Source organism: Nitrospirillum viridazoti CBAmc (assembly GCF_000730165.1).
Taxonomy (GTDB): Bacteria; Pseudomonadota; Alphaproteobacteria; order Azospirillales; family Azospirillaceae; genus Nitrospirillum; species Nitrospirillum viridazoti.
Genome location: NZ_CP022110.1, coordinates 2,071,280 through 2,091,505, shown reverse-complemented (window position 1 = coordinate 2,091,505; position 20,226 = coordinate 2,071,280). Strand labels below are relative to the sequence as shown.

The following is a 20,226-nucleotide window of genomic DNA, read 5'->3' as shown; positions in this document are numbered from 1 at the left end:
ACGGGAGTCATCCCTCAATGACCGATATGAGTGCCAAGACTTACAGGGCTATCCAGGTGTCCCGGCCCGGGCACCTGGAAATGGTCGATCTGCCGCTGGTCCCGCCTGGACCAGGACAGGTCCGCATCCGGGTGGAAGCGTGCGGGATTTGCCACACCGACGCCATGACCGTGGAGGGTGGCGTGACCGACATCGTTTATCCCCGGGTGCCGGGTCACGAGGTGGTGGGCTGCATCGACGCGTTGGGCGAGGGGGTGACCGGCTGGGCCCTCGGCCGGCGGGTCGGGGTTGGATTCCTGGCGGGAAATTGCGGCAGCTGCGCTGAATGCCGGCGAGGTCATTTCACCGCCTGCCGCGACCAGCGCTGGACGGGGGTCCATCATGATGGCGGCTATGCCGAGATGATGTTGGCGCAGGCGAACGCCCTGGTCTCCATTCCCGACGCGCTGGCCGCAGTCGAGGCGGCACCCCTGTTGTGTGCGGGCATTACCGTCTTCAAGGCGCTGAAGAAGTCCGGCGCCCGGCCGGGCGACATCGTCGCCATCCATGGGGTCGGCGGGTTGGGCCACCTGGCGGTGCAGTTCGCCCGCAAGATGGGCTTCCGCACGGTGGCCATCGCCCGGGGTAGGGAGAAGGAAGGGCCGGCCAAGGCGTTGGGCGCCCACCATTACATCAACAGTGCCGGCGAGGACGCCGCCGCCGCGCTGCTCGTTCTGGGCGGGGCCCGGGTCATCGTCTCGACGGTTACGGCGCCCAAAGCCATTTCACCCCTCGTGGCTGGCTTGGCGCCGCATGGGCGGCTGATGGTGGTGGGGGTGGGGGCGGAACCCGTCGAGATATCGCCCTTTGCGCTGGTGCAGAACGATGTCTCCGTCAGCGGCTCCTTGACCGGTACGACCATCGAAAGTGAGGATTCGCTGGCGTTTAGCGTGCTCCAGGATATCCGCGCCTTGGTCGAGACCGTGCCCCTTGCGGAGGCCCGCCAAGCCTATGACCGCATGATGCGCAACCAGGCGCAATTCCGCATCGTCTTGACGATGTGATCAGCGTCCCTCAGTTCCACACCCCTGCCAGTTCCACTTCCTCCCCGCCCAGGCCGCGCTTGAAGGTGTTGATGCCCTCCACGTCCGGCGTCAGGCCGCCCAGGTCGAAGGCGACGCGGCCTTGGGCCTTCAGTTCCAGGCAGGCCCGCCACAGCAGCAGGTGGTGGGCACGGGTGCGGCGGCCTTCCGGGCCGCTCCATCCCACCTGGTAGGTCGCGGCCACGCCGTGACCGAAGATCAGCACGCCGGCCACCGGCTCGCCGTCCAGCAGGGCGCGCAGGACCAGCACGTCGCCGTCCTTGTGCATGACGGTGCGCAGGCGGGTCAGCAGCTTGCTGCCGGCGGCGCGGTACTTGCGCTCCTTACGATCCGCCTCATGCTTTTCCAGCAGCCAGGGCAGGGTGGCGCCGTCGCGGTCCACCTCCACCACCAGGCCCGACTTCTCGCCCTGGCGCAGCTTGTTGCGCCACTTGGGGTCCAGCCGCGCGCGCAAGGTCGCTTCATCCGGCGTCAGGTCCAGCCAGACGGTGCGGTAGCCGGGCCCGGGCTGGTGGCGCCAGCCGGCCCATGTCAGGGCCGTGGTGGCCAAGGGCCCGGCCGGTACCTCGGCGATGACGCTGGGCCACTGCAGCAGGCCCGTGGGGTAGGCCTGGCGCAACAGGCGATAGGCCACGCCCACGATGCCCCAGTCCTGAGCCTCCGGCGCCAGTAGGGGCCCCCGGTGGATCTTGGCGACGCGCACAGCCCGGGCCAGCCGCTTTTCCAATACCAGCACCAGGCCGATGGGCTGGCCGTCCCGCTCGAAGATGCCCAGGCGCGGTTTCCATCCCTCCACCGTCATCATGGCGGTGGCATAGCCGAAGCATTGCGTCAGGCTGCTGCGCGGCACCCGCTTCAACAGGGCATTCCATTCGCTGATGCGGGCACCGTCCCAGCGCAGGGTGACATTGGGCGCCGCGCCCGACGCCTTGGGCTCCGGCTGAGGCGCGGGGGTCACCGGGGGCGGGGCCTTGGATTTTTTGACGGGGGTGGATTTGGCCACGGGACTCGACAGCGGCAGGTGGGAACGGTATGCCGCCCAGCATATCGCTTGTCGTGGAAGGACCACCAGCCATGAAGACCCCCACTCAGCCCTGGTGGCACCCCGACCGCATGGCCCGGCGCGCCGCCAACCTGAAGGCGCGCGGCACCATGACCCGCGCCCTGCGCCGCTGGTTCGAGGATGGTGGCTTTGAGGAGGTGGAGACGCCGGCGCTGCAGGTGTCCCCGGGGCTGGAGCCGCATCTGGTGGCCTTCGCCACCGAACTGGTGGGCAGCCATCCCGACGACCGGTTGACCCTGCGCCTGCACACCAGCCCGGAATTCACCATGAAGAAGCTGCTGGTGGGGGGCCTGCCGCGCATTTTCCAACTGGCGCATGTCTACAGGAATGGCGAGCGCTCCCCCACCCACAGCCCGGAATTCACCATGCTGGAGTGGTACCGGGTGGGGGCGGGCTACCGCGACCTGATGGACGACTGCATCGGCCTGACCCGGACGCTGTGCGCCGCCGCCGGCGTCGACACCCTGCGCCGGGGCGACCTCACCTGTGATCCGCATGCGGAGTGGGAGGTGCTGACGGTGCAGGAGGCGTTCCGGCGTCATGTCGGCATTGATCTGCTGGCGACGGCGCCTGACCCGGCCCGGCCCGACGTGGCCCTGCTGGCCCAGGCGGCCGCGGCCGTGGGCATCCACGCCCACGATGGCGACAGCTGGGAGGACCTGTTCTTCCGCATCAGCCTAGACCGCATCGAGCCGCACCTGGGCATGGGCCGGCCGACCTTCCTGACCGACTACCCCGTCTCCATGGCCGCGCTGTCTCGGCCCAAGCCGAAGGACGGCCGCGTGGCGGAACGGTTCGAGCTGTACGCCTGCGGCGTGGAGCTGGCCAACGCTTTTGGCGAGCTGACGGACCCCACCGTTCAAAAGGCTCGTTTCGAGGCCGATATGGATTTGAAGCAGTCGCTGTATGGCGAGCGTTATCCCATCGACGCCGATTTTCTGGCGGCCCTGGAGTTCGGTCTGCCCGACTGCGCTGGCATCGCGCTGGGCTTCGACCGCCTGGTCATGCTGGCCACCAACGCCGCCGGCATCGACGACGTGCTGTGGGCGCCGGTGGCCCTGCCGTGAGGTGATTCGACTCGTTGGCAGGGCTGGCGTATAGTGGAGTTGCTCCATGGGCAACGATAGTGGCGGGAGTCGGGTATGGCACGTAATGCGACACTGGTGGTCGAGCTTCCTTCCGATGTTACGGCGCGCTTGAGCCGACTCGCGACTGTGACCCGGCGGGGGCAGTCGGCTTTAGCTGCGGACGCGATCGCCGACTACGTCACGCGAGAGGAAGCTGATGTCACTGCGCAATTGTCAGAAGCGGAATGGCAGGTGGAAAAGGAACGGCGTAACGCCTTCCTGCGCGAAATATTGAAAGAAGCCCGGCGCCGTTCAAGCGGAGAAGCATTCGATGCCGCCAGGAGTCAGGATTTTCTCTACGATGAGGATGGCCTGCCCGGATGATATCCATCGTGGTGATAGTTCAGCATTAATCGAAATCATCCGGGATGGTCCTCGGGCGGATGAATGCGAAGCTTGCCTGGAGCGTGCCGATCAAATGTTCATCAGCGCGGGAACTCTGGCGGAGGCGTTGATCGTTGCGCGGCGTAAGGGGCTTGGAGATCTGTTGGAACTCCTGGCTGGCCGTCAGGCAATGGCCGTGGTTCCGATCACCGCGAATGAGGCGCGCCGTGTCGCCGATGCCTACGATCGCTTGGGGAAGGGCGTCCACCCGGCGAGGCTGAACATGGGCGATTGTTACGCCTATGCCCTGGCGTGGGAACGCAACCTGCCGCTGCTTTTCGTTGGCGATGACTTTTCCAAGACCGACGTGATCCCGGCGCTGTAGGCGCCGGGTGTTCCTCACGCCTCCGCGATGGCCTTGTTGAAGGCCCGCACCGCAGCACCCGGCCCCTCCGGGTGATGCCAGATGGAGGAGACCACGGCCAGGAAGTCGGCGCCGGCGCGCACCAGGTCGCCGCAATTCTCCGGCGTGATGCCGCCGATGGCGACGCAGGGGATTTCCATCATCTCCTGCCACCAGGTCAGCAGGTCGGGCGTGGCCCGGTGCTCCGTCTCCTTGGTGCCGGTGGGGAAGAAGGCGCCGAAGGCGACGTAGTCCGCCCCGTCCTCGCCCGCCACCATGGCCAGGTGCCGGCTGTCGTGGCAGGTGACGCCGACGATGGACTCGGCGCCCATGATCTTGCGCGCCTCGCGATAGGGCGTGTCGGCCTGGCCGACGTGGACGCCGTCGCAGCCAGTCTCGCGGGCCAGGCGGGGATGGTCGTTCAGGATGAAGGCCACCTCGCGGCTTTGCGCGATGGGGCGCAGCACGTCGATGGCGCGACGCACGGTGTCGTCGTCCACATCCTTCAGGCGCAGCTGGACGCAGGCGACGTCGCCCGCGTCCAGGGCCGCGGCCAGGTCTACGGCGAACGCCGCCGGCTCCAGGGCCGGCGGCGTCACCAGGTACAGACGGCAATCAGCCTTCAAAAACTTATTCCTTACCCTGGTAGATGCGAACGATCCGGTCCAGCAGGGCCAGCGCGTCCTCACGGCTGCGCTGGAAGCTGTTGCGGCCGATGATGGAGCCGTTGCCGCCGCCGTCGCGAATGGCGCGGGCGTCGTCGAACACCGCGTCCTCACCCTTGGCCGCACCGCCGGAGAAGACCACCAGGCGCTTGCCATTGAAGGCGGAGCGCATGACGTCGGCCACGCGCTCGGCCTGGGTCGACCGGGCGATGCCCTTGGCCTCGTAGACCTTCTTGGACTCCTTGTTGCCCAGGTGGTCGGTGGCCAGCTTCACCTTGATGATGTGGGCGCCCAGCAATGCCGCCATGTGGGCGGCATAGGTGCTGATGTCGATCGCCAGTTCGGCGTCCTTGTCCAGGTCGCCGCCGCGCGGATAGGACCACAGCACGGTGGCGAGGCCGCAGGCCTTGGCCTCGGCCGACAGTTCGCGGAACTCCTCGAACTGGTCGAACATGGCGTCGGAGCCCGGGTAGATGGTGAAGCCGATGGCGGAGCAGCCCAGGCGCAGGGCGTCGGCCACGGTGGCGGTCACCGCCTGGTCCGGCGCGTCGCCGCCGCGGGACAGGCTGTTGGAGCTGTTCATCTTCAGGATGGTGGGGATGGCGCCTGCGAAGGTGGCAGCACCTTGCTCCAGCATGCCCAGGGGGGCGGCATAGGCGTTCAGGCCGGCGTCGATGGCCAGCTGGAAATGATAATGCGGGTCGTAAGCCGGCGGGTTGGGCGCGAAGCTGCGCGCGGGGCCATGCTCAAAGCCCTGGTCGACGGGCAGGATGACCATCTTGCCGGTGCCGCCCAGGCGGCCTTCCATCAGGATGCGGGCCAGGTTGGCCTTGGTGCCGGGATTGTCGCTCTCGTACCAGGAAAGGATTTCCTTAACGCGGCGGGTCAGCTTCATGGTTACGGTATCCCCGAGTCTGTTTTGAGTGTTTGTGTTTATTGTACGCGTGATGCCGGGTTGATATCCCAGCATCGGGTGCTTGGCAATCTGCCCCAGGGTCGGGGCGAGATCATGGCAGATTTCCGCCAAAAGCGACGGGCGACTAGTGATTTTGCTGGGGCCGCGCGCCGCGTTATTGCCGGTTGCCATCCGGCCCCTTGTTTTTCGCGTGGCCGGCCGCCACCCGGTCACGGCCGGCCCGCTTGGCGGCGTACAGGCCATGGTCCGCCCGGTCCAGCAGCTCTTTCAGCGGCAGGGTGGGGGGGCCCGCGGCCACGCCGATGCTGACCGTCACGGCGACGACGCCGGCCCCCTCGATGTCATAGGGCGTATCGCCGACGGCCCGGCGCAGACGCTCCGCCACCGCCAGGGCTGTCGTCTCGTCCGCGTCCGGCATGAACAGCGCCAATTCCTCCCCGCCCAGCCGGGCGAAGACGTCGGTCTTGCGCAGCAGGGCGCGGATGCGGGCCACCACGGCCAGCAGCACTTCGTCCCCTGCGCTGTGGCCCAGCGTGTCGTTCACCTGCTTGAAGTGGTCGATGTCCATCATCAGCAGGGCGGCGGGCGTGCCCATCGGCCGGGCCAGGGTCAGCGCCGCCTCCGCCAATTCCATGAAATGGCGGCGGTTGTGGATTTCCGTCAGCGGGTCGCGGTTGGCCAGATCCTTCAACCGCTCGTTCGCGGCCAGCAGATCCCGGGTCTGGCGGGCCACCTGCTCCTCCAACGCGGCGCGGCGGCGGCGCAGGTAGGCGGTGCGGACCTGTACCAGGGCCACGACGCCGGCCAGCGCCAGCACGACGGCGGCCAGCTTGGCCCACAGTGTCTGCCACCAGGCGGGTTGCACCTTGATGGACACCTTGACCGGGGTGGACCAGTCGCCCGCCCGGTCGCCCGCCTTGATCAGCAGGGTGTAGCGGCCCGGCGGCAGGTTGGTATACGCGGCCATGCGCTGGGTGGCGTCGGCTTCCGTCCAGTTCTCGTCGAAACCGCTCAGCGTGTAGGCATAGCGGACGTCCTCCGGCGCGGTGTAGTCCAGAGCGGCGAAGGAGATCTCCACGCTGCGGTCGCCGGGGGCCAGGCGGATGGGCGCCGGCGCCGCCATGGTGCCGGTGGGCACGGCCCGGCCGGCAACGCGCACGGCGGTGACGACCACCGGGGGCCGTTCGGTTTTTGGCTTGAAACGGTCGGGATGCACCACGGTCGCGCCGCCGCCGCCGCCGAAGATCAGGCTGCCGTCCGGCAGGGCGGCGCCGGAATGAATCCAATAGGCGGGGATGGCGACGCCGTCGGCCCGCCCCAATGCCCGGGTGGCCCAGGTGTCGGGATCGATGACGGCCAGGCCATCGGCCGTGCTGGCCCACACCCGGCCGCCGCCGTCCATCAGAAGGGTCCCGATATTGTCGTTGGGCAGGCCATCGGCCATGGTCAGGCGCCGGAAGACGCCACCAGGATGGACCGGGTCCGCTGGCCGCTCCAGCACGCCGATGCCCCCACCCAGGGTTCCCAGCCACAACCGGCCGTGGCGATCGACCAGCAGGGTGGTGATCAGATCCGCTGGCAGGGAGTGGGGATCGGCTGGGTCGTGCAAATAATGGCTGAAGGCGCCGGTGGCCCCATCCATGCGATCCAGGCCGTGCCGCGTGCCCACCCATAGGCCGCCGGCGCCATCCGGCAGCAGGACGTTGACGCTGTCATCAACCAGCGAGGCCGGGTCGTCAGGGTTATGCCGGAGGACCGTGGCCTCGCCCGTCGCGGGGGTGTAACGCACCAGCGGGCCGGCGGCGAACCAGAGGAAGTTGCCCTCGGGCAGGCCATAGATCACCGGGCCGACCACTTGGCCGGGAAAAGCATGCTGCTCCAGTCGGCCGGTGCGGGGATCATGGCGGAACAGGGCGCGTCCGGTACCGGCACCCAGCCATACGCCGCCGTCCGGCGCCGCCGTGATGCTGACCACGCCGCCAGGGGGCAGGGAGGCGACGTTCGGCAGTGGCGTTACCATGCCGGCGGCCGGATCCAGCAGGGCGGCGCCGTGGTCCTTGAAGCCCATCCAGGCCCGGCCGTCGGGGGTGGTGGTGATGCCCAGGACGTTCGCGTCGGGCAGGCCGCCCGCGCTTGAGTCCGGCAGCAGGGTGTCGACGGCGTCGGTGCCCAGATCGGTGCGGCTGACACCCATGTTGGTGGCCGCCCACAGCAACCCCGTGCGGTCACGCATCAACGCGTGGACGCTGTCGTCCCCCAGGCTGGTGGGGGTTAGGGGATTATGGCGCAGGGTGCGCAGCGCGCCGGTGGCGGCGTCGATGATGGTGATGCCGCCGGCCACCCGGCCCACCCAGATTTCGCCCGGCCGCCCTTCGGTCAGGCAGAACACCATCGGACCGCCCAGGGCCTGGGGGCTGGCCTCCGGCACCAGGCGGGCGGCCTCCCAGGTGGTGGCGGAGACGGGCAGCACCCGGCCCAGGCCGGAGCGTACGGTGGCGAACCACACCCGCCCGGCGCTGTCCTGCGTCAGGGCGATGACCTCGTCCGCCACCGCCTGGCCATGGGCGTCCAACAGGGGGACGGCGGTGAAGGCGGTGGCGCCGGGGTCCCGGCGCATCAGGCCGGTGACGGTACTGACCCATAGGCTGCCGTCACTGGTGCGTAGTAGGGCGCGGACGCGATCGCCGGGGGCCGAGGTGGCGTCCCCGGCTCGGTGCGCCTCCCGCGTCACCGTGCCGGCGGCATCCACATGTTCCAACCCCGAGTTGGTGCCGGCCCACACGCCGTCGCCGCCATCACTGACCATGCTCAGCACGCCGCCGCGCGCGGGCAGGCCCGCCGGCTCCGGAAACTCCTGGAACTGCCCCGTGGCGGGATCATAGCGCGCGATGCTGCCGGTGGCGGTGGACACCCACAGCCGGCCGCCGGCGGCGGGAACCAGGGCGGTGATGACGTTGCCTGGCAGGCTGCCGGCAATGCCGTCCTGGTGTTGGAAGGTGCGGAAGCGGTAGCCGTCATAGCGGGTCAGGCCGCCCTGGGTGCCCACCCAGACGAAACCGTCGCTGTCCTGCGCCAGGGCCATGGCGATGGGGTGGGGTAGACCGGCCTCGCGGCCGACATTGCTGAAGAGGGTAGTGTGCAGCCGCTCCCACCCCGCGGGCGCCGCGCCGGCGGCCGCGGCAAGGACCAGGGGCGTCGCCGCGAGAATAGTCAGGATTTGTCGTAATTGCCGCACAACAGTTCCCTAAATCCCGACATCATCCGCCACGCCGCTAGATGTACACGCGGCCAAGCCTTCCGGATAGGTCGGTTGACGATGAATCGCCAGGTTGATGACTAGGTGCGCGCCGATATGGAGACTGGGATCGCTGTCGCCAATTTTAAATGGACGGCACTTAACAGAAAGTGAATTCGCTCAATATTGGCGAATGACAAGGATAGCCATCTGGTTCTGAGCTGAATGTTAGGGCTGCGTCAGCCACGCTCGGCTGGCCGCCACCGGGTCGCGCCGGCCCCGCAGATCCAGGGCTTCGGCTCCGTCCGCCGGGTGCAGGCGGGCGCCTTGGGCTCGGGCGATATCGGCCAGGCGCGCGGCGGCGGCCGCGTCGCCGGAAAAGGCGATGTCGGGGATGCCCAGCGCCAGGGCAGCCAGGGCGTGGCCGGCGGCATCGCCGCAATCCAGCACGGCCGTTATGCGCGCGCCGGGAAACTCCGCCGTGATGGCGTCCAGCAGGGCGCGCCAGCCACCGGCGCCCAGCGCCCCGCCGGCGTCCGGCGCGCTGACCAGACGCACGGGCGCGCCATCGGCTGCCGCCAGGGCGGCGCGGGCGTCATCCAGGCACAGGACGCGGATCGGGCGGCTCACGACGGCTCAAGTCCTGAAAGAAAAAGGGCGCCGCGGCATGGCCGCAGCGCCCTTCATCCTACGCGATCCCGGTCGGGATCAGCCAACCTTGTGCAGGGCGACGGCGGTGTCGCTCATGCGGTTGGAGAAGCCCCACTCGTTATCGTACCAGGTCATGATGCGCACGAAAGTGCCGTCGATGACCTTGGTCTCGTTCAGGGCGAAAATGGACGAGTGCGGGTCGTGGTTGAAGTCGGTGGACACCAGCGGCTCGGCATAGACGCCCAGGATGCCCTTCAGCGGGCCCTCGGCGGCGGCCTTGATGGCGGCCGAGACTTCCTCGACCGAGGTGGCCTTCTTGGCCACGAACTTGAAGTCCACGACCGAGACGTTGGGGGTGGGGACGCGCAGCGAGGTGCCGTCCAGCTTGCCCTTCAGCTCCGGCAGCACCTTGCCCACGGCCTTGGCGGCGCCGGTGGAGGTCGGGATGATGTTCAGCGCGGCGGCGCGGGCGCGATGCAGGTCCTTGTGCATCGTGTCGACCGTGTTCTGGTCGCCGGTGTAGCTGTGGATGGTGGTCATGAAGCCGTGCTCGATGCCGATGGCATTGTTCAGCACGTAGGCCACCGGAGCCAGGCAGTTGGTGGTGCAGCTGGCGTTGGAGACGATCTTGTGCTCCGCCGTCAGCTTGTCGTGGTTCACGCCATAGACGACGGTGATGTCCTCATCCGTGCCGGGGGCGGAGATCAGCACCTTCTTGGCGCCGGCGGTCAGGTGCTTGGAGGCGCCTTCGCGCGAGGTGAAGATGCCCGAGCATTCCATGGCCACGTCGATGTCCAGGTCGCCCCAGGGCAGCTTGGTCGGGTCGCGTTCCTGCACGACCTTGATCGTGTGGCCGTTGACCACCAGGTTGCCGTCGACCACCTCGACCGTGCCGGGGAAGCGGCCGTGCACGCTGTCGTACTTCAGCAGGTGGGCGTTGGTCTTGGCGTCGGCCAGGTCGTTGATGGCGACCACTTCGACGTCCTTGCGGCCGCTCTCGTAAATGGCGCGCAGCACCAGACGGCCAATGCGCCCGAACCCGTTGATGGCAACACGAACAGCCATGTGTCTTCCTCCGACATCGTTGAACCGCCCGAGGGACCGGGCCGGCTATGCTGAAACCTTGAAGATGGTAAACGCCACGCCATCGTTTTAGGCGCTATGGGGCTTGCATGGCAGGCCTACCATAGTGGGACGTCTCATCCGGACGCTCGTGTCAAAGCGGGGACCCGGGACTGGTTCCCGGTTGGGTTCCCTGGGCCCCGCCTTGGGTACTTACTCAGAGACGGGCCTTGGCGGCCGCGACCACGCCGTCGACGGTGATGCCGAAGTGCTGGTACAGCTCCTTGTACGGGCCCGACTCGCCGAAGCCCGGCATGCCGACGAAGCCGCCCTTGGGGCCGATCCAGCGGTCCCAGCCCATGCGCACCATGGCTTCGACGCCGACGCGGACCACGTCATCACCGCCCAGCACCTGGGCCTGGTAGGCCTCACCCTGCTCCACGAACAGCTCCCAGCTGGGCATGGAGACGACGCGGGTGGGCACGCCCTCGGCCTGCAGCACGTCGCGTGCCTGCACCGCGATCTCCACTTCCGAGCCGGTGGCCAGCAGCACCACCTTGGCCACCCCGCCTTCGGCCTCGCGCAGGACGTAGGCGCCCTTGGCGGCCAGGTTCTCGTCCGTGTGCTCGACACGCAGGGTCGCCAGGTTCTGGCGGGTCAGCGCCAGGACCGACGGGCGGGTCTTGGACCGCAGCGCCAGTTGCCAGCACTCCGCCGTCTCCACCTGGTCGGCGGGGCGGAAGACCAGCAGGTTGGGAATGGCGCGCAGTGCCGCCATATGCTCCACCGGCTGATGGGTGGGGCCGTCCTCGCCCAGTCCGATGCTGTCATGGGTCATGACATGCACCACGCGCTGCTTCATCAGGGCGCCCAGGCGGATGGCCGGGCGGCTGTAGTCGGCGAAGCACAGGAAGGTGCCGCTCAGCGGGATCAGGCCGCCGTGCAGGGCCATGCCGTTCATGGCGGCGGCCATGGCGTGCTCACGCACGCCATAGTGGATGTAGCGGCCCTCGTATTTGTCGCGCTGCAGGCTGACGACACCCTTGGTGCGGGTGTTGTTGGACCCGGTCAGGTCGGCGGAGCCGCTGATCAGTTCCGGCACCACGTCGAAGATGGCGTCCAGCACGTTGCCCGAGGCCTGGCGGGTGGCCACGCTGGGGCGGGCCTCGCTGGTGGCGCGCTTGAAGGCGGCGATGACGGTGTCCAGCTCGGCCGGCGCGTCACCCGACTGGGCGGCCTTGAAGGCGGTGCCCAGGCTGTTGTCGGCGGCGGCCAGGCGCTGGTCCCAGGCGCCGGCGGCGGCGGCGCCCCGGGCGCCGTATTGGCGCCAGGTGTCAAGGATGGGGGCCGGGATTTCGAAGGGGCCATGCTCCCAGCCGTAGGCGGCGCGGGCGCCGGCGATCTCGGCCGCCCCCAGGGGCGAGCCGTGGCTGGAGTTCTTGCCGGCCTTGGTCGGGGCACCCAGGCCGATGGTGGTGCGGCAGGCGATCAGCGACGGGGTGCTGGTGGTTTTGGCCTGGGCGATGGCGGCCGCGACCGCCACCGGGTCATGGCCATCCACGGCCTGCACGTCCCAGCCATAGGCGACGAAGCGGGCCTTCACGTCCTCGGACAGGGACAGGTTGGTGGGCCCGTCGATGGAGATGCTGTTGTCGTCCCACAGGACGATCAGGCGGTCCAGGCCCAGGTGGCCGGCCAGCGAGGCGGCCTCATGGCTCACACCTTCCTGCAGGCAGCCGTCACCGACGATGACATAGGTGTGGTGGTCGACCAGCGCGTCGCCGAAGCGGGCGTTCAGGTGACGCTCCGCCAGGGCCATGCCCACGGCGGTGGCGATGCCCTGGCCCAGCGGGCCGGTGGTCATCTCGATGCCGCGGGCCATGCCGTATTCCGGGTGGCCGGCGGTGCGGGCGCCCAGCTGGCGGAACTTCTTGATCTGCTCCAGGTCGATGTCCTCGTACCCCGTGAGGTAGAGCAGCGCGTAGATCAGCATGGAGCCATGGCCGGCCGACAGCACGAAGCGGTCGCGGTCGGCCCAATCCGGGCGCTTGGGATCGAACTTCAGGAACTGGGTGAACAGCACGGTGGCGACATCGGCCATGCCCATGGGCATGCCGGGATGGCCCGACTTGGCCGCTTCCACGGCGTCCATGGCCAGGACGCGGATGGCGGTGGCGAGATCCTTATGGGGAACGCCCCCGACGACATCTCCGGTTGCGGGCTGGGACGACATGGGCAGAGGGCCTTTCATCAAGCGGATGCGCTGTGCTCAGAAGGCCGGAAAGGGGCAGCCGTTGGGGCGTCCGTTCCAGCGGATTCGGCCGGGAAAGCCGCCACGGGAAGGGTATTCCCGGGAGACGATCCAGGGCCCGATGCTCCCGATGAGTTGCGCCGCCGCACCGCCTTCTTTAAGGGCGTCGTGCGCGCACAGTCCAGGCGCGAGGGGCGGGCGGCACCATGACCGCCACCGCCTGCCGCGTCAAGGTCCGGGGCCCTCCGAAAACTGCAAGCGCGGCCAGCGTTAACGCCTGTATCCGGCGGGCCTTTCCCGCCAGGCTTTCCCATTCGTGATCCTGTCGCCCCCGCGCCGGCGCCTAACCGGGGCCTAATCATCTGTCCGCGCGGTTTTTTCGCTGGTCCCGACCGCTTTCTTTCTTTATTCGACGCCAGAGCTTATCCATCTTATTTGCACCCGACCTCCCTTCCATTGGCTATCGGACCCGTCTCGTCCCATGGAACGACTGAAGACCGCGCTGGAACGTCTGGATGCCGCCGTCCTTGTGCTGGACGGGGCGCTGGAACGACGGCTGGCGCAGCCTGCGGCCGTTGCCGGCGACGTGGATGAGGCGGCCAAGGCCCGCATTGCCCAGCTGGAACGGGCGCTGGCGGCGGCGGAAGGGCGGGAGCAGGGTGCCAAGGCCGCGACCGCGGCCTTGTCGGAGCGGCTGGACCGGACCATCGGCCAGTTGCGTGCGGTGCTGGAGGACTGATTAGAAGATGGCCCGCGTGGACATCATCCTGAATGGACGCCCCTATGGCCTGGCCTGCGACGATGGCCAGGAACAGCGCCTGCGCGAGCTTGGCTCCTATGTCGACGCCCGCCTGCGCGAGGTGGCGCATGACGCTTCCGGCGGCAGCGAGACGCAGCTGCTGGTGCTGACGGCCCTCATGCTGGCGGATGAGATTTTCGACCTGCGGGCTGAGCTGGGAGGGCCGCGCCGCCCGGTGCCGGCCCCGGCGCCGGAGGCGACCCCTGCGCCCCGCGCAGAGGACGATAGCGTCATCGCGGCCGTCGACAGCCTGGCCAAACGCATCGAAGACATTGCAGCGCGGCTTGATCGCTCCTAAATTAGTCTTCTGGAAGGGGGCTGCGCGGCTCGACAGGACGCATTATCCCCAGGGCCGATACCCAATCCTCTAGGGGGCTGTCCCTGCCGACGCCGTGGTGTCGGACATATGGCTCCCACCTGCCTTGGCAGGCCGTGGAGGATACGCTTGTCCATCGGCCGTCGCGGCTCCTTCCAGACCCTATCCTCCCCTCCCGCCCCGCATGATGCCGGGGCCTGTCCTTCGAGGGACCTTATCCGCCCGTGACCGCCGCACCCTCCCGTACCCACGACGTTTCCCCGGCCCCTGGTACCGCTACATCGGCCACGGGTCCGGTGGCCCCGCTGACGGAGGAGGCGGCGCGCGTTGCCAAGAAGGCGGTGCGGGTCTCGGCCCGCCGGGTGCGCGCGGAGCTGGAGCTGGATCGCGCCGCGGCGTCCAAGACGCTGGCCGACAATTTCCTGGGCGCGCTGCCCCGGATCACGGACGGCTTGGCCCCGGTGGGCCTCACCATCGCCTTCTATTGGCCCGTGGGGGATGAGATCGATCCCCGTCCGCTCATGCACCGGGTGGTCGCGGCCGGGGTGAAGGCGGCGCTGCCCGTTTGCCAGGCCAAGGGCCAGCCCTTGCTGTTCCGCCGCTGGCTGCCCGGCACCCTGCTGTCGCCCGACGTGATGGGCGTGCCGGCGCCGATGGAAGAGGCGGCACCCGGTGGCGGCGCCGTGGTGCCCGACGTGGTGCTGGTGCCCCTGCTGGCCTTCGACCGCCGGGGGCGGCGCCTGGGCTATGGCGCCGGCTTCTACGACCGTACCCTGGCTCTGCTGCGGCGCGAGCATGTCATCCAGGCGGTGGGCATCGCCTTCGCCGACCAGGAACTGGACAAGGTGCCCTGCGACGCGCATGACCAGGGCTTGGATTGGATCGTCACCGAGCGCTACGCCGTTCGGGCCGGGCAGCGGCGCAAGCGCTGACCGTTTTCGGGGTTGAGGAAGTCATGCGTCTGTTGTTCCTGGGTGACGTGGTCGGCCGCAGCGGCCGTGACGGCGTGTTGCGGCACTTGCCGGACCTGCGCAAGGCGTTGGCGCTGGACTTCGTCATCGTGAACGGCGAGAACGCGGCCGGCGGCTTCGGCATCACCGAGAAGATCGCGCAGGAGTTCTTCGCCGCCGGCGTCGACTGCCTGACCACCGGCAACCACGTTTGGGACCAGAAGGAACTGGTGGGGCAGATCGACCGTCTGCCCAACGTGTTGCGCCCCTTGAACTACCCGGAGGGCACGCCCGGTCGTGGCGCCTCGCTGCTGCCCACGCGTGACGGGCGGCGCAAGGTGCTGGTGGTCAACGTCATGGCCCGCCTGTTCATGGACGCCCTGGACGACCCCTTCGCCGCGGTGGAGAAGGTGCTGCGCACCTATCGCCTGGGGCCCAACGCCGCGGACGCCATCGTCATCGACGTACATGGCGAGGCCTCGTCCGAGAAGATGGCCATGGGCCATTTCTGCGACGGCCGCGTCACCCTGGTGGTGGGCACACACACCCACACGCCCACGGCCGACACCCAGATCCTGAACGGCCGCACCGCCTACCAGACCGATGCCGGCATGTGCGGCGACTATGACAGCGTCATCGGCATGAAGAAGGAGGCGGCGGTGCTGCGCCTGACGCGCAAGCTGCCGACCGACCGCCTGACCCCGGCGGAGAACGACGCCACCGTCAGCGTCTGCGGTGTATTCGTGGAAACGGACGATCGCACCGGCCTGGCCCTGCGGGCCGAGGCGGTGCGCGTGGGCGGCCGCCTGTCGCAGGCTATGCCTAAGCTGGCCTGAGTCGGTCGCCCTTTCGCCCTCTCGCCCGCCGCCTTTCCGGTTAGCATTGCAGAAACCTCCTTGGCGGCGTTGCCGGAATTCCGCCATAAAGCGGCCGTAACTCGGACGGAAAGCACGGTCCTGTGACAAGCCTGTGGCAAGCTTCGCCCCCAGGCCTGTCCCTGGGCGTGCCTGATGCCACAACATGTGGTACAAGCTGCCCGGATATACCCCCGCTCAACCCCATATAGAGTTCAGGGTCCCATGGCTGGACATTCACAGTTCAAGAACATCATGCACCGCAAGGGCGCCCAGGACGTCAAGCGGTCCAAGCTGTTCAACAAGCTTGCGCGTGAAATCACCGTGGCCGCCAAGGCGGGCCTGCCCGACCCGGGGCACAACCCGCGCCTGCGCGCCGCCATCCAGGCCGCCCGCGTGCAGAACATGCCGCGCGACCGCATCGACCGCGCCATCAAGCAAGGCACGCCCGGCGCCGGCGACGACACCAATTACGATGAGGTTCGGTACGAGGGCTACGGTCCCGGCGGCGTCGCCCTGATCGTCGAGGCGCTGACCGACAACCGCAACCGCACCGCCTCGGAAGTGCGCTCGGCCTTCTCCAAGCACGGCGGCACGCTGGGCGAGACCAACTCGGTCAGCTTCATGTTCAACCGCATCGGCCTGATCACCTATCCGGCCGCCGTGGCGGATGCCGACACCGTGCTGGAAGCCGCCATCGAGGCGGGCGCCGACGATGTCAGCAGCGATGAGGAGAGCCACTCCATCATCACCGGCGTCGACAGCCTGGGTGAAGTGCGCGACGCGCTGGAAGCCAAGTTCGGCGCGCCGGAAGGCGCCAAGCTGACCTGGCAGCCGCTGAACACGGTGGCCCCGTCGGAAGACGCGGCGCAGAGCCTGCTGAAGCTGCTGGACGTGCTGGACGACAGCGACGACGTGCAGAACGTCATCGGCAACTTCGAGCTGTCGCCGGAGCTTCTGGAGAAGCTGGGCTAAGCCGGACGGGAAGGGGGACGGCGGCCATGGGGGATCGGTCGATCCGCGTGCTGGGCCTTGATCCGGGCTTGCGCAACATGGGCTGGGGCGTCATCGACGTTTCCGGCAACCGGTTGACGCATGTTGCCGACGGGGTCGTGCATTCCGACGACCGGGATGACTTGGCCCGCCGTCTCGTCACGCTGTACGACGGCCTGCAGGACGTCATCCGGACCTGGACGCCGGACGAGGCGGCGGTGGAAGAGACCTTCGTGAACAAGAACCCCGTCTCCACCCTGAAGCTGGGGCAGGCGCGGGGCATCGCCCTGCTGGCCCCGGCGCGCGAGGGGCTGCCCGTGTCGGAGTACCCGCCCAACCTGGTGAAGAAGTCGGTGGTGGGCGCCGGTCACGCCGACAAGACGCAGGTGCAGGCCATGGTACGCATGCTGCTGCCGGGCTTCCAGCTGTCCAAGGCGGACGCGGCCGACGCCCTGGCCGTGGCCATCTGCCATGCCCACCACAGCCAGACCCGGCGCCTGGTGGGCGGCATCATGGCGGGGGCGGCAAGATGATCGCGAAACTCAAGGGTCTGCTCGACAGCACCGGCCTGGACTGGGCCATCATCGACGTGGGTGGGGTGGGCTATCTCGTCTCCGCCTCCTCCCGCACCTTGCGCCGCCTGGGCGGGGTGGGGGAGGCCGTCTCGGTCCTGACTGAGATGTGGGTGTCGGAAGACAAGATGCAGCTGTTCGCCTTCGCCGACGTGGCGGAGCGGGACTGGTTCCGCCTGCTGACCACGGTGCAGGGCGTGGGCGCCCGCGTCGCCCTGGCCGTGCTGTCCGTGCTGTCGCCGGAGCAGATCGCCCAGGCGCTGATGGCCCAGGACAAGACGGCGTTGACCCAGGCCGACGGCGTGGGCCCCAAGCTCGCCACCCGCATGATCAGCGAACTGAAGGACAAGGTGCCCGCGCTGGCGCTGGCCCCCACTTTGGCGGGCACGCCGGCCGGCAAGACGGACGCGGCGGCCGCGCCCGCCGTCAACGGTGCCGTGGCCGACGCCGTTTCCGCCCTGGTCAACCTGGGCTACAAGCGGCTGGAGGCCTTCGCCGCCGTCACCACCTGCGCCGCCCGTTTGGGCCCTGAGGCCGGCGTTTCCGAACTGATTCGCGCCGGCCTCAAGGAACTGAGCGCATGAGCGGCCCGGAGTCGGACCGTTTGGTGGGCCGCGAACGGGCCGCGGGCGATGGGCAGGACGTGTCGCTGCGCCCCTTGTCCCTGGCCGATTTCACCGGCCAGAAACAGGTACGCGAAAACCTGTCCATCTTCATCCAGGCAGCCCGCTCACGGGGCGAGTCGCTGGACCATGTGCTGCTGTTCGGCCCGCCCGGCCTGGGCAAGACCACGCTGGCCCAGATCGTGGCGAAGGAGATGGGAGCGGGGTTCCGCGCCACCTCCGGCCCAGTCATCGCCAAGGCGGGCGACCTGGCGGCCCTGCTGACCAATCTGCAGCCGCACGATGTGCTGTTCATCGATGAGATCCACCGCCTGTCGCCGGCGGTGGAGGAAATCCTCTATCCGGCCATGGAGGATTTCCACCTGGACCTCATCATCGGCGAGGGGCCGGCCGCCCGCTCCGTCCGCATCGACCTGCCGCCCTTCACCCTGGTTGGCGCCACCACCCGCTCCGGCCTCATCACCCGCCCCTTGCGGGAGCGATTCGGCATTCCCCTGCGCATGCAGTTCTATGAGCCGGAGGAGTTGCAGCTGATCGTCAGCCGTGCTGCCCGCCTGCTGGACATGACGCTGCTGCCAGAAGGGGCGCTGGAGATCGCGCGCCGCTCGCGCGGCACGCCCCGCGTGGCCGGCCGCCTGCTGCGCCGGGTGCGCGATTTCGCCGCCGTGGCCGGCGCCACCGAGATCGACGCCCGCGCGGCCGACATCGCCCTCACCCGGCTGGAGGTTGACCGCCTGGGCTTCGATGCCATGGACCGGCGCTATCTCAATTGCATCGCCAACAATTACGGTGGCGGCCCGGTTGGGGTGGAGACGCTGGCGGCCGCCCTGTCGGAACAGCGCGACGTGCTGGAAGAGGTAATCGAGCCCTATCTGATCCAGCAGGGTCTGCTGCAGCGCACGCCGCGCGGCCGCCTGCTGACCGACATGGGCTATCGCTATCTGGGCCTGCCCGCCCCAGTGAGCACCCCGGCGCGCCAGCTGGACCTGCTGGGGGCAATGGATGTGGAAGGGCCGGATGCGGAGGAGGGGCCGGATGTCTGAGGCCCTTAACACGCTTGGGGGCCATCTCTCCGGCCACATGGTGGGCGATGTCCACCATTTCCCCGTCCGGGTCTATTACGAGGATACGGACGCCGGCGGCATCGTCTACCACGCCAATTATCTGCGTTATGCCGAGCGGGCGCGGACGGAGATGCTGCGGGTGCTGGGCGTGCCGCATGCGGAACAGGTGGCGACGACCGGCGTCGCTTTCGCCGTGCGCCGCTGCATGATGGACTTCCTGGCTCCGGCCCGGCTGGAGGACACACTTTTGGTGCGCAGCCGCATCACCAGTGTCACCGGCGCCACGGTTTTAGCGGAACAGACCATATACCGGCCACAAAGTGGTGGCATCGTGCCACCCGGCCAGGCCACGGAAGACGACCAGGTACTGGTCCGGCTGACTTTGAAACTGGCCTGCATCAACGCCCAAGGCCGGGCGGTGCGGGTCCCAACGCCAATGGCGCGGGCCTTCGCCCGTTTGGGTATTGGTGGCGCTGAAGGCGAAAAGATCAATTCGAAGGGTGACGGCGCGTCGGCGGACGCCCCGTCCGAAGAGTGAGAGTGGCGATGCAGCATCAGATCATGAATTTCGTGGCCCTGGGCGCCAATCCGGCGGCGGACCTGTCGGCCCTCAGCCTGTTCATGACGGCCAACTGGCTGGTCAAGGCCATCATGCTGGGGCTGCTGGCGGCCTCGGTCTGGGTGTGGGCCATCATCTTCGACAAGTCGATCAAGCTGCGCCGCATGAAGGCCGCCGCCGCCGATTTCGAGGAGCAGTTCTGGTCCGGCGGTTCGCTGGATCAGCTGTATGAAGAAGTGGGCAAGGCCCCCAGTGACCCGCTGTCCGCCACCTTCGCCGCCGGCATGCGCGAATGGCGCCACGCCAACGAGCGCGGGCTGACTTCCTCCGGCGCCATGCGTGCCAACCTGGCCCAGCGCATCGAGCGCGTCATGTCCGTGACCGTCAGCCGCGAGATGGCCCAGACCGAGCGCTACATCACCGTGCTGGCCACCGTCGGGTCCAACGCCCCCTTCGTCGGCCTGCTGGGCACGGTGTGGGGCATCATGCACAGCTTCACCAGCATCGCGGCGGCCGGTAACACCAGCCTGGCGGTCGTGGCCCCCTCCATCGCCGAGGCGCTGTTCGCCACGGCCCTGGGCCTGGTGGCGGCCATCCCGGCCAGCATCGCCTACAACAAGTTCTCCTCCGACATCGCCCGCTTCGGCGATCGGCTGGACTCATTCGTGACAGAATTCAGCGCCATCCTGCAGCGCCACCTGGAAGAGCGGGGCTGAC

At 68.5% G+C, this 20,226-nt stretch carries 21 protein-coding genes and 1 other RNA gene; 15 read left to right on the top strand and 7 right to left on the bottom strand.

What is annotated here, in order from left to right; all coding sequences use genetic code 11:
• Positions 1-17: 17 nt before the first annotated feature.
• Positions 18-1,043, top strand: a complete 1,026-nt coding sequence (locus Y958_RS09605; protein ID WP_088871806.1) for an alcohol dehydrogenase — start codon at positions 18-20, stop codon at positions 1,041-1,043.
• Between the two features lie 10 nt (positions 1,044-1,053).
• Here the strand turns inward: Y958_RS09605 and Y958_RS09600 are convergent, their stop codons facing one another.
• Positions 1,054-2,040 (bottom strand): lipid II:glycine glycyltransferase FemX, encoded by a 987-nt coding sequence (locus Y958_RS09600; RefSeq protein WP_244909250.1) that lies wholly within the window; start codon positions 2,038-2,040, stop codon positions 1,054-1,056.
• Between the two features lie 116 nt (positions 2,041-2,156).
• On the opposite strand from Y958_RS09600, the gene epmA reads away from it, so the two are divergent.
• The 3 genes from epmA to Y958_RS09590 all read left to right on the top strand — a co-directional run bounded on the left by epmA (position 2,157) and on the right by Y958_RS09590 (position 3,981).
• Positions 2,157-3,212: an EF-P lysine aminoacylase EpmA gene (gene epmA, locus Y958_RS09595; protein WP_088871804.1), complete on the top strand. Its 1,056-nt coding sequence runs from the start codon at positions 2,157-2,159 to the stop codon at positions 3,210-3,212.
• A 75-nt stretch (positions 3,213-3,287) separates the two neighbouring features.
• Positions 3,288-3,596 (top strand): hypothetical protein, encoded by a 309-nt coding sequence (locus tag Y958_RS31310; protein WP_145727890.1) that lies wholly within the window; start codon positions 3,288-3,290, stop codon positions 3,594-3,596.
• Complete coding sequence (locus Y958_RS09590; RefSeq protein WP_244909249.1) at positions 3,574-3,981, top strand: type II toxin-antitoxin system VapC family toxin; 408 nt, start codon at positions 3,574-3,576, stop codon at positions 3,979-3,981. The genes Y958_RS31310 and Y958_RS09590 overlap by 23 nt, the downstream gene beginning before the upstream one ends.
• Positions 3,982-3,995: 14 nt before the next feature.
• On the opposite strand, the gene thiE is transcribed toward Y958_RS09590, so the two are convergent.
• The 6 genes from thiE to tkt form a co-directional block, all read right to left on the bottom strand.
• A complete protein-coding gene (thiE, locus tag Y958_RS09585) occupies positions 3,996-4,625 on the bottom strand; it encodes a thiamine phosphate synthase (RefSeq protein ID WP_088871803.1) in 630 nt (209 codons plus the stop codon).
• A gap of 4 nt (positions 4,626-4,629) precedes the next feature.
• Positions 4,630-5,559, bottom strand: coding sequence for a class I fructose-bisphosphate aldolase (locus tag Y958_RS09580; RefSeq protein WP_004271867.1), 930 nt, complete (start codon positions 5,557-5,559; stop codon positions 4,630-4,632).
• Between the two features lie 175 nt (positions 5,560-5,734).
• A complete protein-coding gene (locus tag Y958_RS09575; protein WP_145727891.1) occupies positions 5,735-8,815 on the bottom strand; it encodes a ligand-binding sensor domain-containing diguanylate cyclase in 3,081 nt (1,026 codons plus the stop codon).
• 228 nt (positions 8,816-9,043) lie between these two features.
• Positions 9,044-9,445: a hypothetical protein gene (locus tag Y958_RS09570; RefSeq protein WP_186291141.1), complete on the bottom strand. Its 402-nt coding sequence runs from the start codon at positions 9,443-9,445 to the stop codon at positions 9,044-9,046.
• A gap of 78 nt (positions 9,446-9,523) precedes the next feature.
• Positions 9,524-10,531, bottom strand: a complete 1,008-nt coding sequence (gap, locus tag Y958_RS09565) for a type I glyceraldehyde-3-phosphate dehydrogenase (protein ID WP_088871801.1) — start codon at positions 10,529-10,531, stop codon at positions 9,524-9,526.
• Positions 10,532-10,745: 214 nt separating this feature from the next.
• Complete coding sequence (gene tkt, locus Y958_RS09560) at positions 10,746-12,761, bottom strand: transketolase (protein WP_088871800.1); 2,016 nt, start codon at positions 12,759-12,761, stop codon at positions 10,746-10,748.
• A 499-nt stretch (positions 12,762-13,260) separates the two neighbouring features.
• On the opposite strand from tkt, the gene Y958_RS09555 reads away from it, so the two are divergent.
• From Y958_RS09555 to tolQ, 11 genes are all read left to right on the top strand, one after another.
• Complete coding sequence (locus Y958_RS09555; protein ID WP_004273342.1) at positions 13,261-13,518, top strand: DUF4164 family protein; 258 nt, start codon at positions 13,261-13,263, stop codon at positions 13,516-13,518.
• A gap of 7 nt (positions 13,519-13,525) precedes the next feature.
• A complete protein-coding gene (locus Y958_RS09550; RefSeq protein ID WP_004273341.1) occupies positions 13,526-13,876 on the top strand; it encodes a cell division protein ZapA in 351 nt (116 codons plus the stop codon).
• A gap of 14 nt (positions 13,877-13,890) precedes the next feature.
• Positions 13,891-14,050, top strand: a non-coding RNA gene (gene ssrS / locus Y958_RS09545) — 6S RNA.
• 68 nt (positions 14,051-14,118) lie between these two features.
• Complete coding sequence (locus tag Y958_RS09540; RefSeq protein WP_244909248.1) at positions 14,119-14,826, top strand: 5-formyltetrahydrofolate cyclo-ligase; 708 nt, start codon at positions 14,119-14,121, stop codon at positions 14,824-14,826.
• 23 nt (positions 14,827-14,849) lie between these two features.
• Positions 14,850-15,680: a TIGR00282 family metallophosphoesterase gene (locus Y958_RS09535; RefSeq protein WP_040846143.1), complete on the top strand. Its 831-nt coding sequence runs from the start codon at positions 14,850-14,852 to the stop codon at positions 15,678-15,680.
• 243 nt (positions 15,681-15,923) lie between these two features.
• On the top strand, positions 15,924-16,673 hold the full coding sequence (locus tag Y958_RS09530) for a YebC/PmpR family DNA-binding transcriptional regulator (protein ID WP_040846141.1): 750 nt from the start codon (positions 15,924-15,926) through the stop codon (positions 16,671-16,673).
• A 26-nt stretch (positions 16,674-16,699) separates the two neighbouring features.
• The gene (ruvC, locus tag Y958_RS09525; protein WP_088871799.1) at positions 16,700-17,224 is read left to right on the top strand and encodes a crossover junction endodeoxyribonuclease RuvC; all 525 of its coding nucleotides are present in this window, start codon (positions 16,700-16,702) and stop codon (positions 17,222-17,224) included.
• Positions 17,221-17,847, top strand: coding sequence for a Holliday junction branch migration protein RuvA (gene ruvA / locus Y958_RS09520; protein ID WP_088871798.1), 627 nt, complete (start codon positions 17,221-17,223; stop codon positions 17,845-17,847). Before ruvC ends, ruvA begins: the two co-directional genes overlap by 4 nt.
• The gene (gene ruvB / locus Y958_RS09515) at positions 17,844-18,929 is read left to right on the top strand and encodes a Holliday junction branch migration DNA helicase RuvB (protein WP_088871797.1); all 1,086 of its coding nucleotides are present in this window, start codon (positions 17,844-17,846) and stop codon (positions 18,927-18,929) included. The genes ruvA and ruvB overlap by 4 nt, the downstream gene beginning before the upstream one ends.
• Positions 18,922-19,488 (top strand): YbgC/FadM family acyl-CoA thioesterase, encoded by a 567-nt coding sequence (locus Y958_RS09510; protein ID WP_276328574.1) that lies wholly within the window; start codon positions 18,922-18,924, stop codon positions 19,486-19,488. The genes ruvB and Y958_RS09510 overlap by 8 nt, the downstream gene beginning before the upstream one ends.
• Before the next feature lie 8 nt (positions 19,489-19,496).
• Positions 19,497-20,225, top strand: a complete 729-nt coding sequence (tolQ, locus tag Y958_RS09505; RefSeq protein ID WP_050898128.1) for a protein TolQ — start codon at positions 19,497-19,499, stop codon at positions 20,223-20,225.
• Position 20,226: the final 1 nt, after the last annotated feature.

Excerpts from the sequence above, each read along its gene's own strand:
- Y958_RS09605 (WP_088871806.1), top strand. The coding sequence starts at position 18 with ATGACCGATATGAGTGCCAAGACTTACAGGGCTATCCAGGTGTCCCGG.
- epmA (WP_088871804.1), top strand. The coding sequence starts at position 2,157 with ATGAAGACCCCCACTCAGCCCTGGTGGCACCCCGACCGCATGGCCCGG.
- Y958_RS31310 (WP_145727890.1), top strand. The coding sequence starts at position 3,288 with ATGGCACGTAATGCGACACTGGTGGTCGAGCTTCCTTCCGATGTTACG.
- Y958_RS09590 (WP_244909249.1), top strand. The coding sequence starts at position 3,574 with ATGAGGATGGCCTGCCCGGATGATATCCATCGTGGTGATAGTTCAGCA.
- Y958_RS09580 (WP_004271867.1), bottom strand. The coding sequence starts at position 5,559 with ATGAAGCTGACCCGCCGCGTTAAGGAAATCCTTTCCTGGTACGAGAGC.
- gap (WP_088871801.1), bottom strand. The coding sequence starts at position 10,531 with ATGGCTGTTCGTGTTGCCATCAACGGGTTCGGGCGCATTGGCCGTCTG.
- tkt (WP_088871800.1), bottom strand. The coding sequence starts at position 12,761 with ATGTCGTCCCAGCCCGCAACCGGAGATGTCGTCGGGGGCGTTCCCCAT.
- Y958_RS09555 (WP_004273342.1), top strand. The coding sequence starts at position 13,261 with ATGGAACGACTGAAGACCGCGCTGGAACGTCTGGATGCCGCCGTCCTT.
- Y958_RS09550 (WP_004273341.1), top strand. The coding sequence starts at position 13,526 with ATGGCCCGCGTGGACATCATCCTGAATGGACGCCCCTATGGCCTGGCC.
- Y958_RS09535 (WP_040846143.1), top strand. The coding sequence starts at position 14,850 with ATGCGTCTGTTGTTCCTGGGTGACGTGGTCGGCCGCAGCGGCCGTGAC.
- Y958_RS09530 (WP_040846141.1), top strand. The coding sequence starts at position 15,924 with ATGGCTGGACATTCACAGTTCAAGAACATCATGCACCGCAAGGGCGCC.
- ruvC (WP_088871799.1), top strand. The coding sequence starts at position 16,700 with ATGGGGGATCGGTCGATCCGCGTGCTGGGCCTTGATCCGGGCTTGCGC.
- ruvA (WP_088871798.1), top strand. The coding sequence starts at position 17,221 with ATGATCGCGAAACTCAAGGGTCTGCTCGACAGCACCGGCCTGGACTGG.
- ruvB (WP_088871797.1), top strand. The coding sequence starts at position 17,844 with ATGAGCGGCCCGGAGTCGGACCGTTTGGTGGGCCGCGAACGGGCCGCG.
- Y958_RS09510 (WP_276328574.1), top strand. The coding sequence starts at position 18,922 with ATGTCTGAGGCCCTTAACACGCTTGGGGGCCATCTCTCCGGCCACATG.
- tolQ (WP_050898128.1), top strand. The coding sequence starts at position 19,497 with ATGCAGCATCAGATCATGAATTTCGTGGCCCTGGGCGCCAATCCGGCG.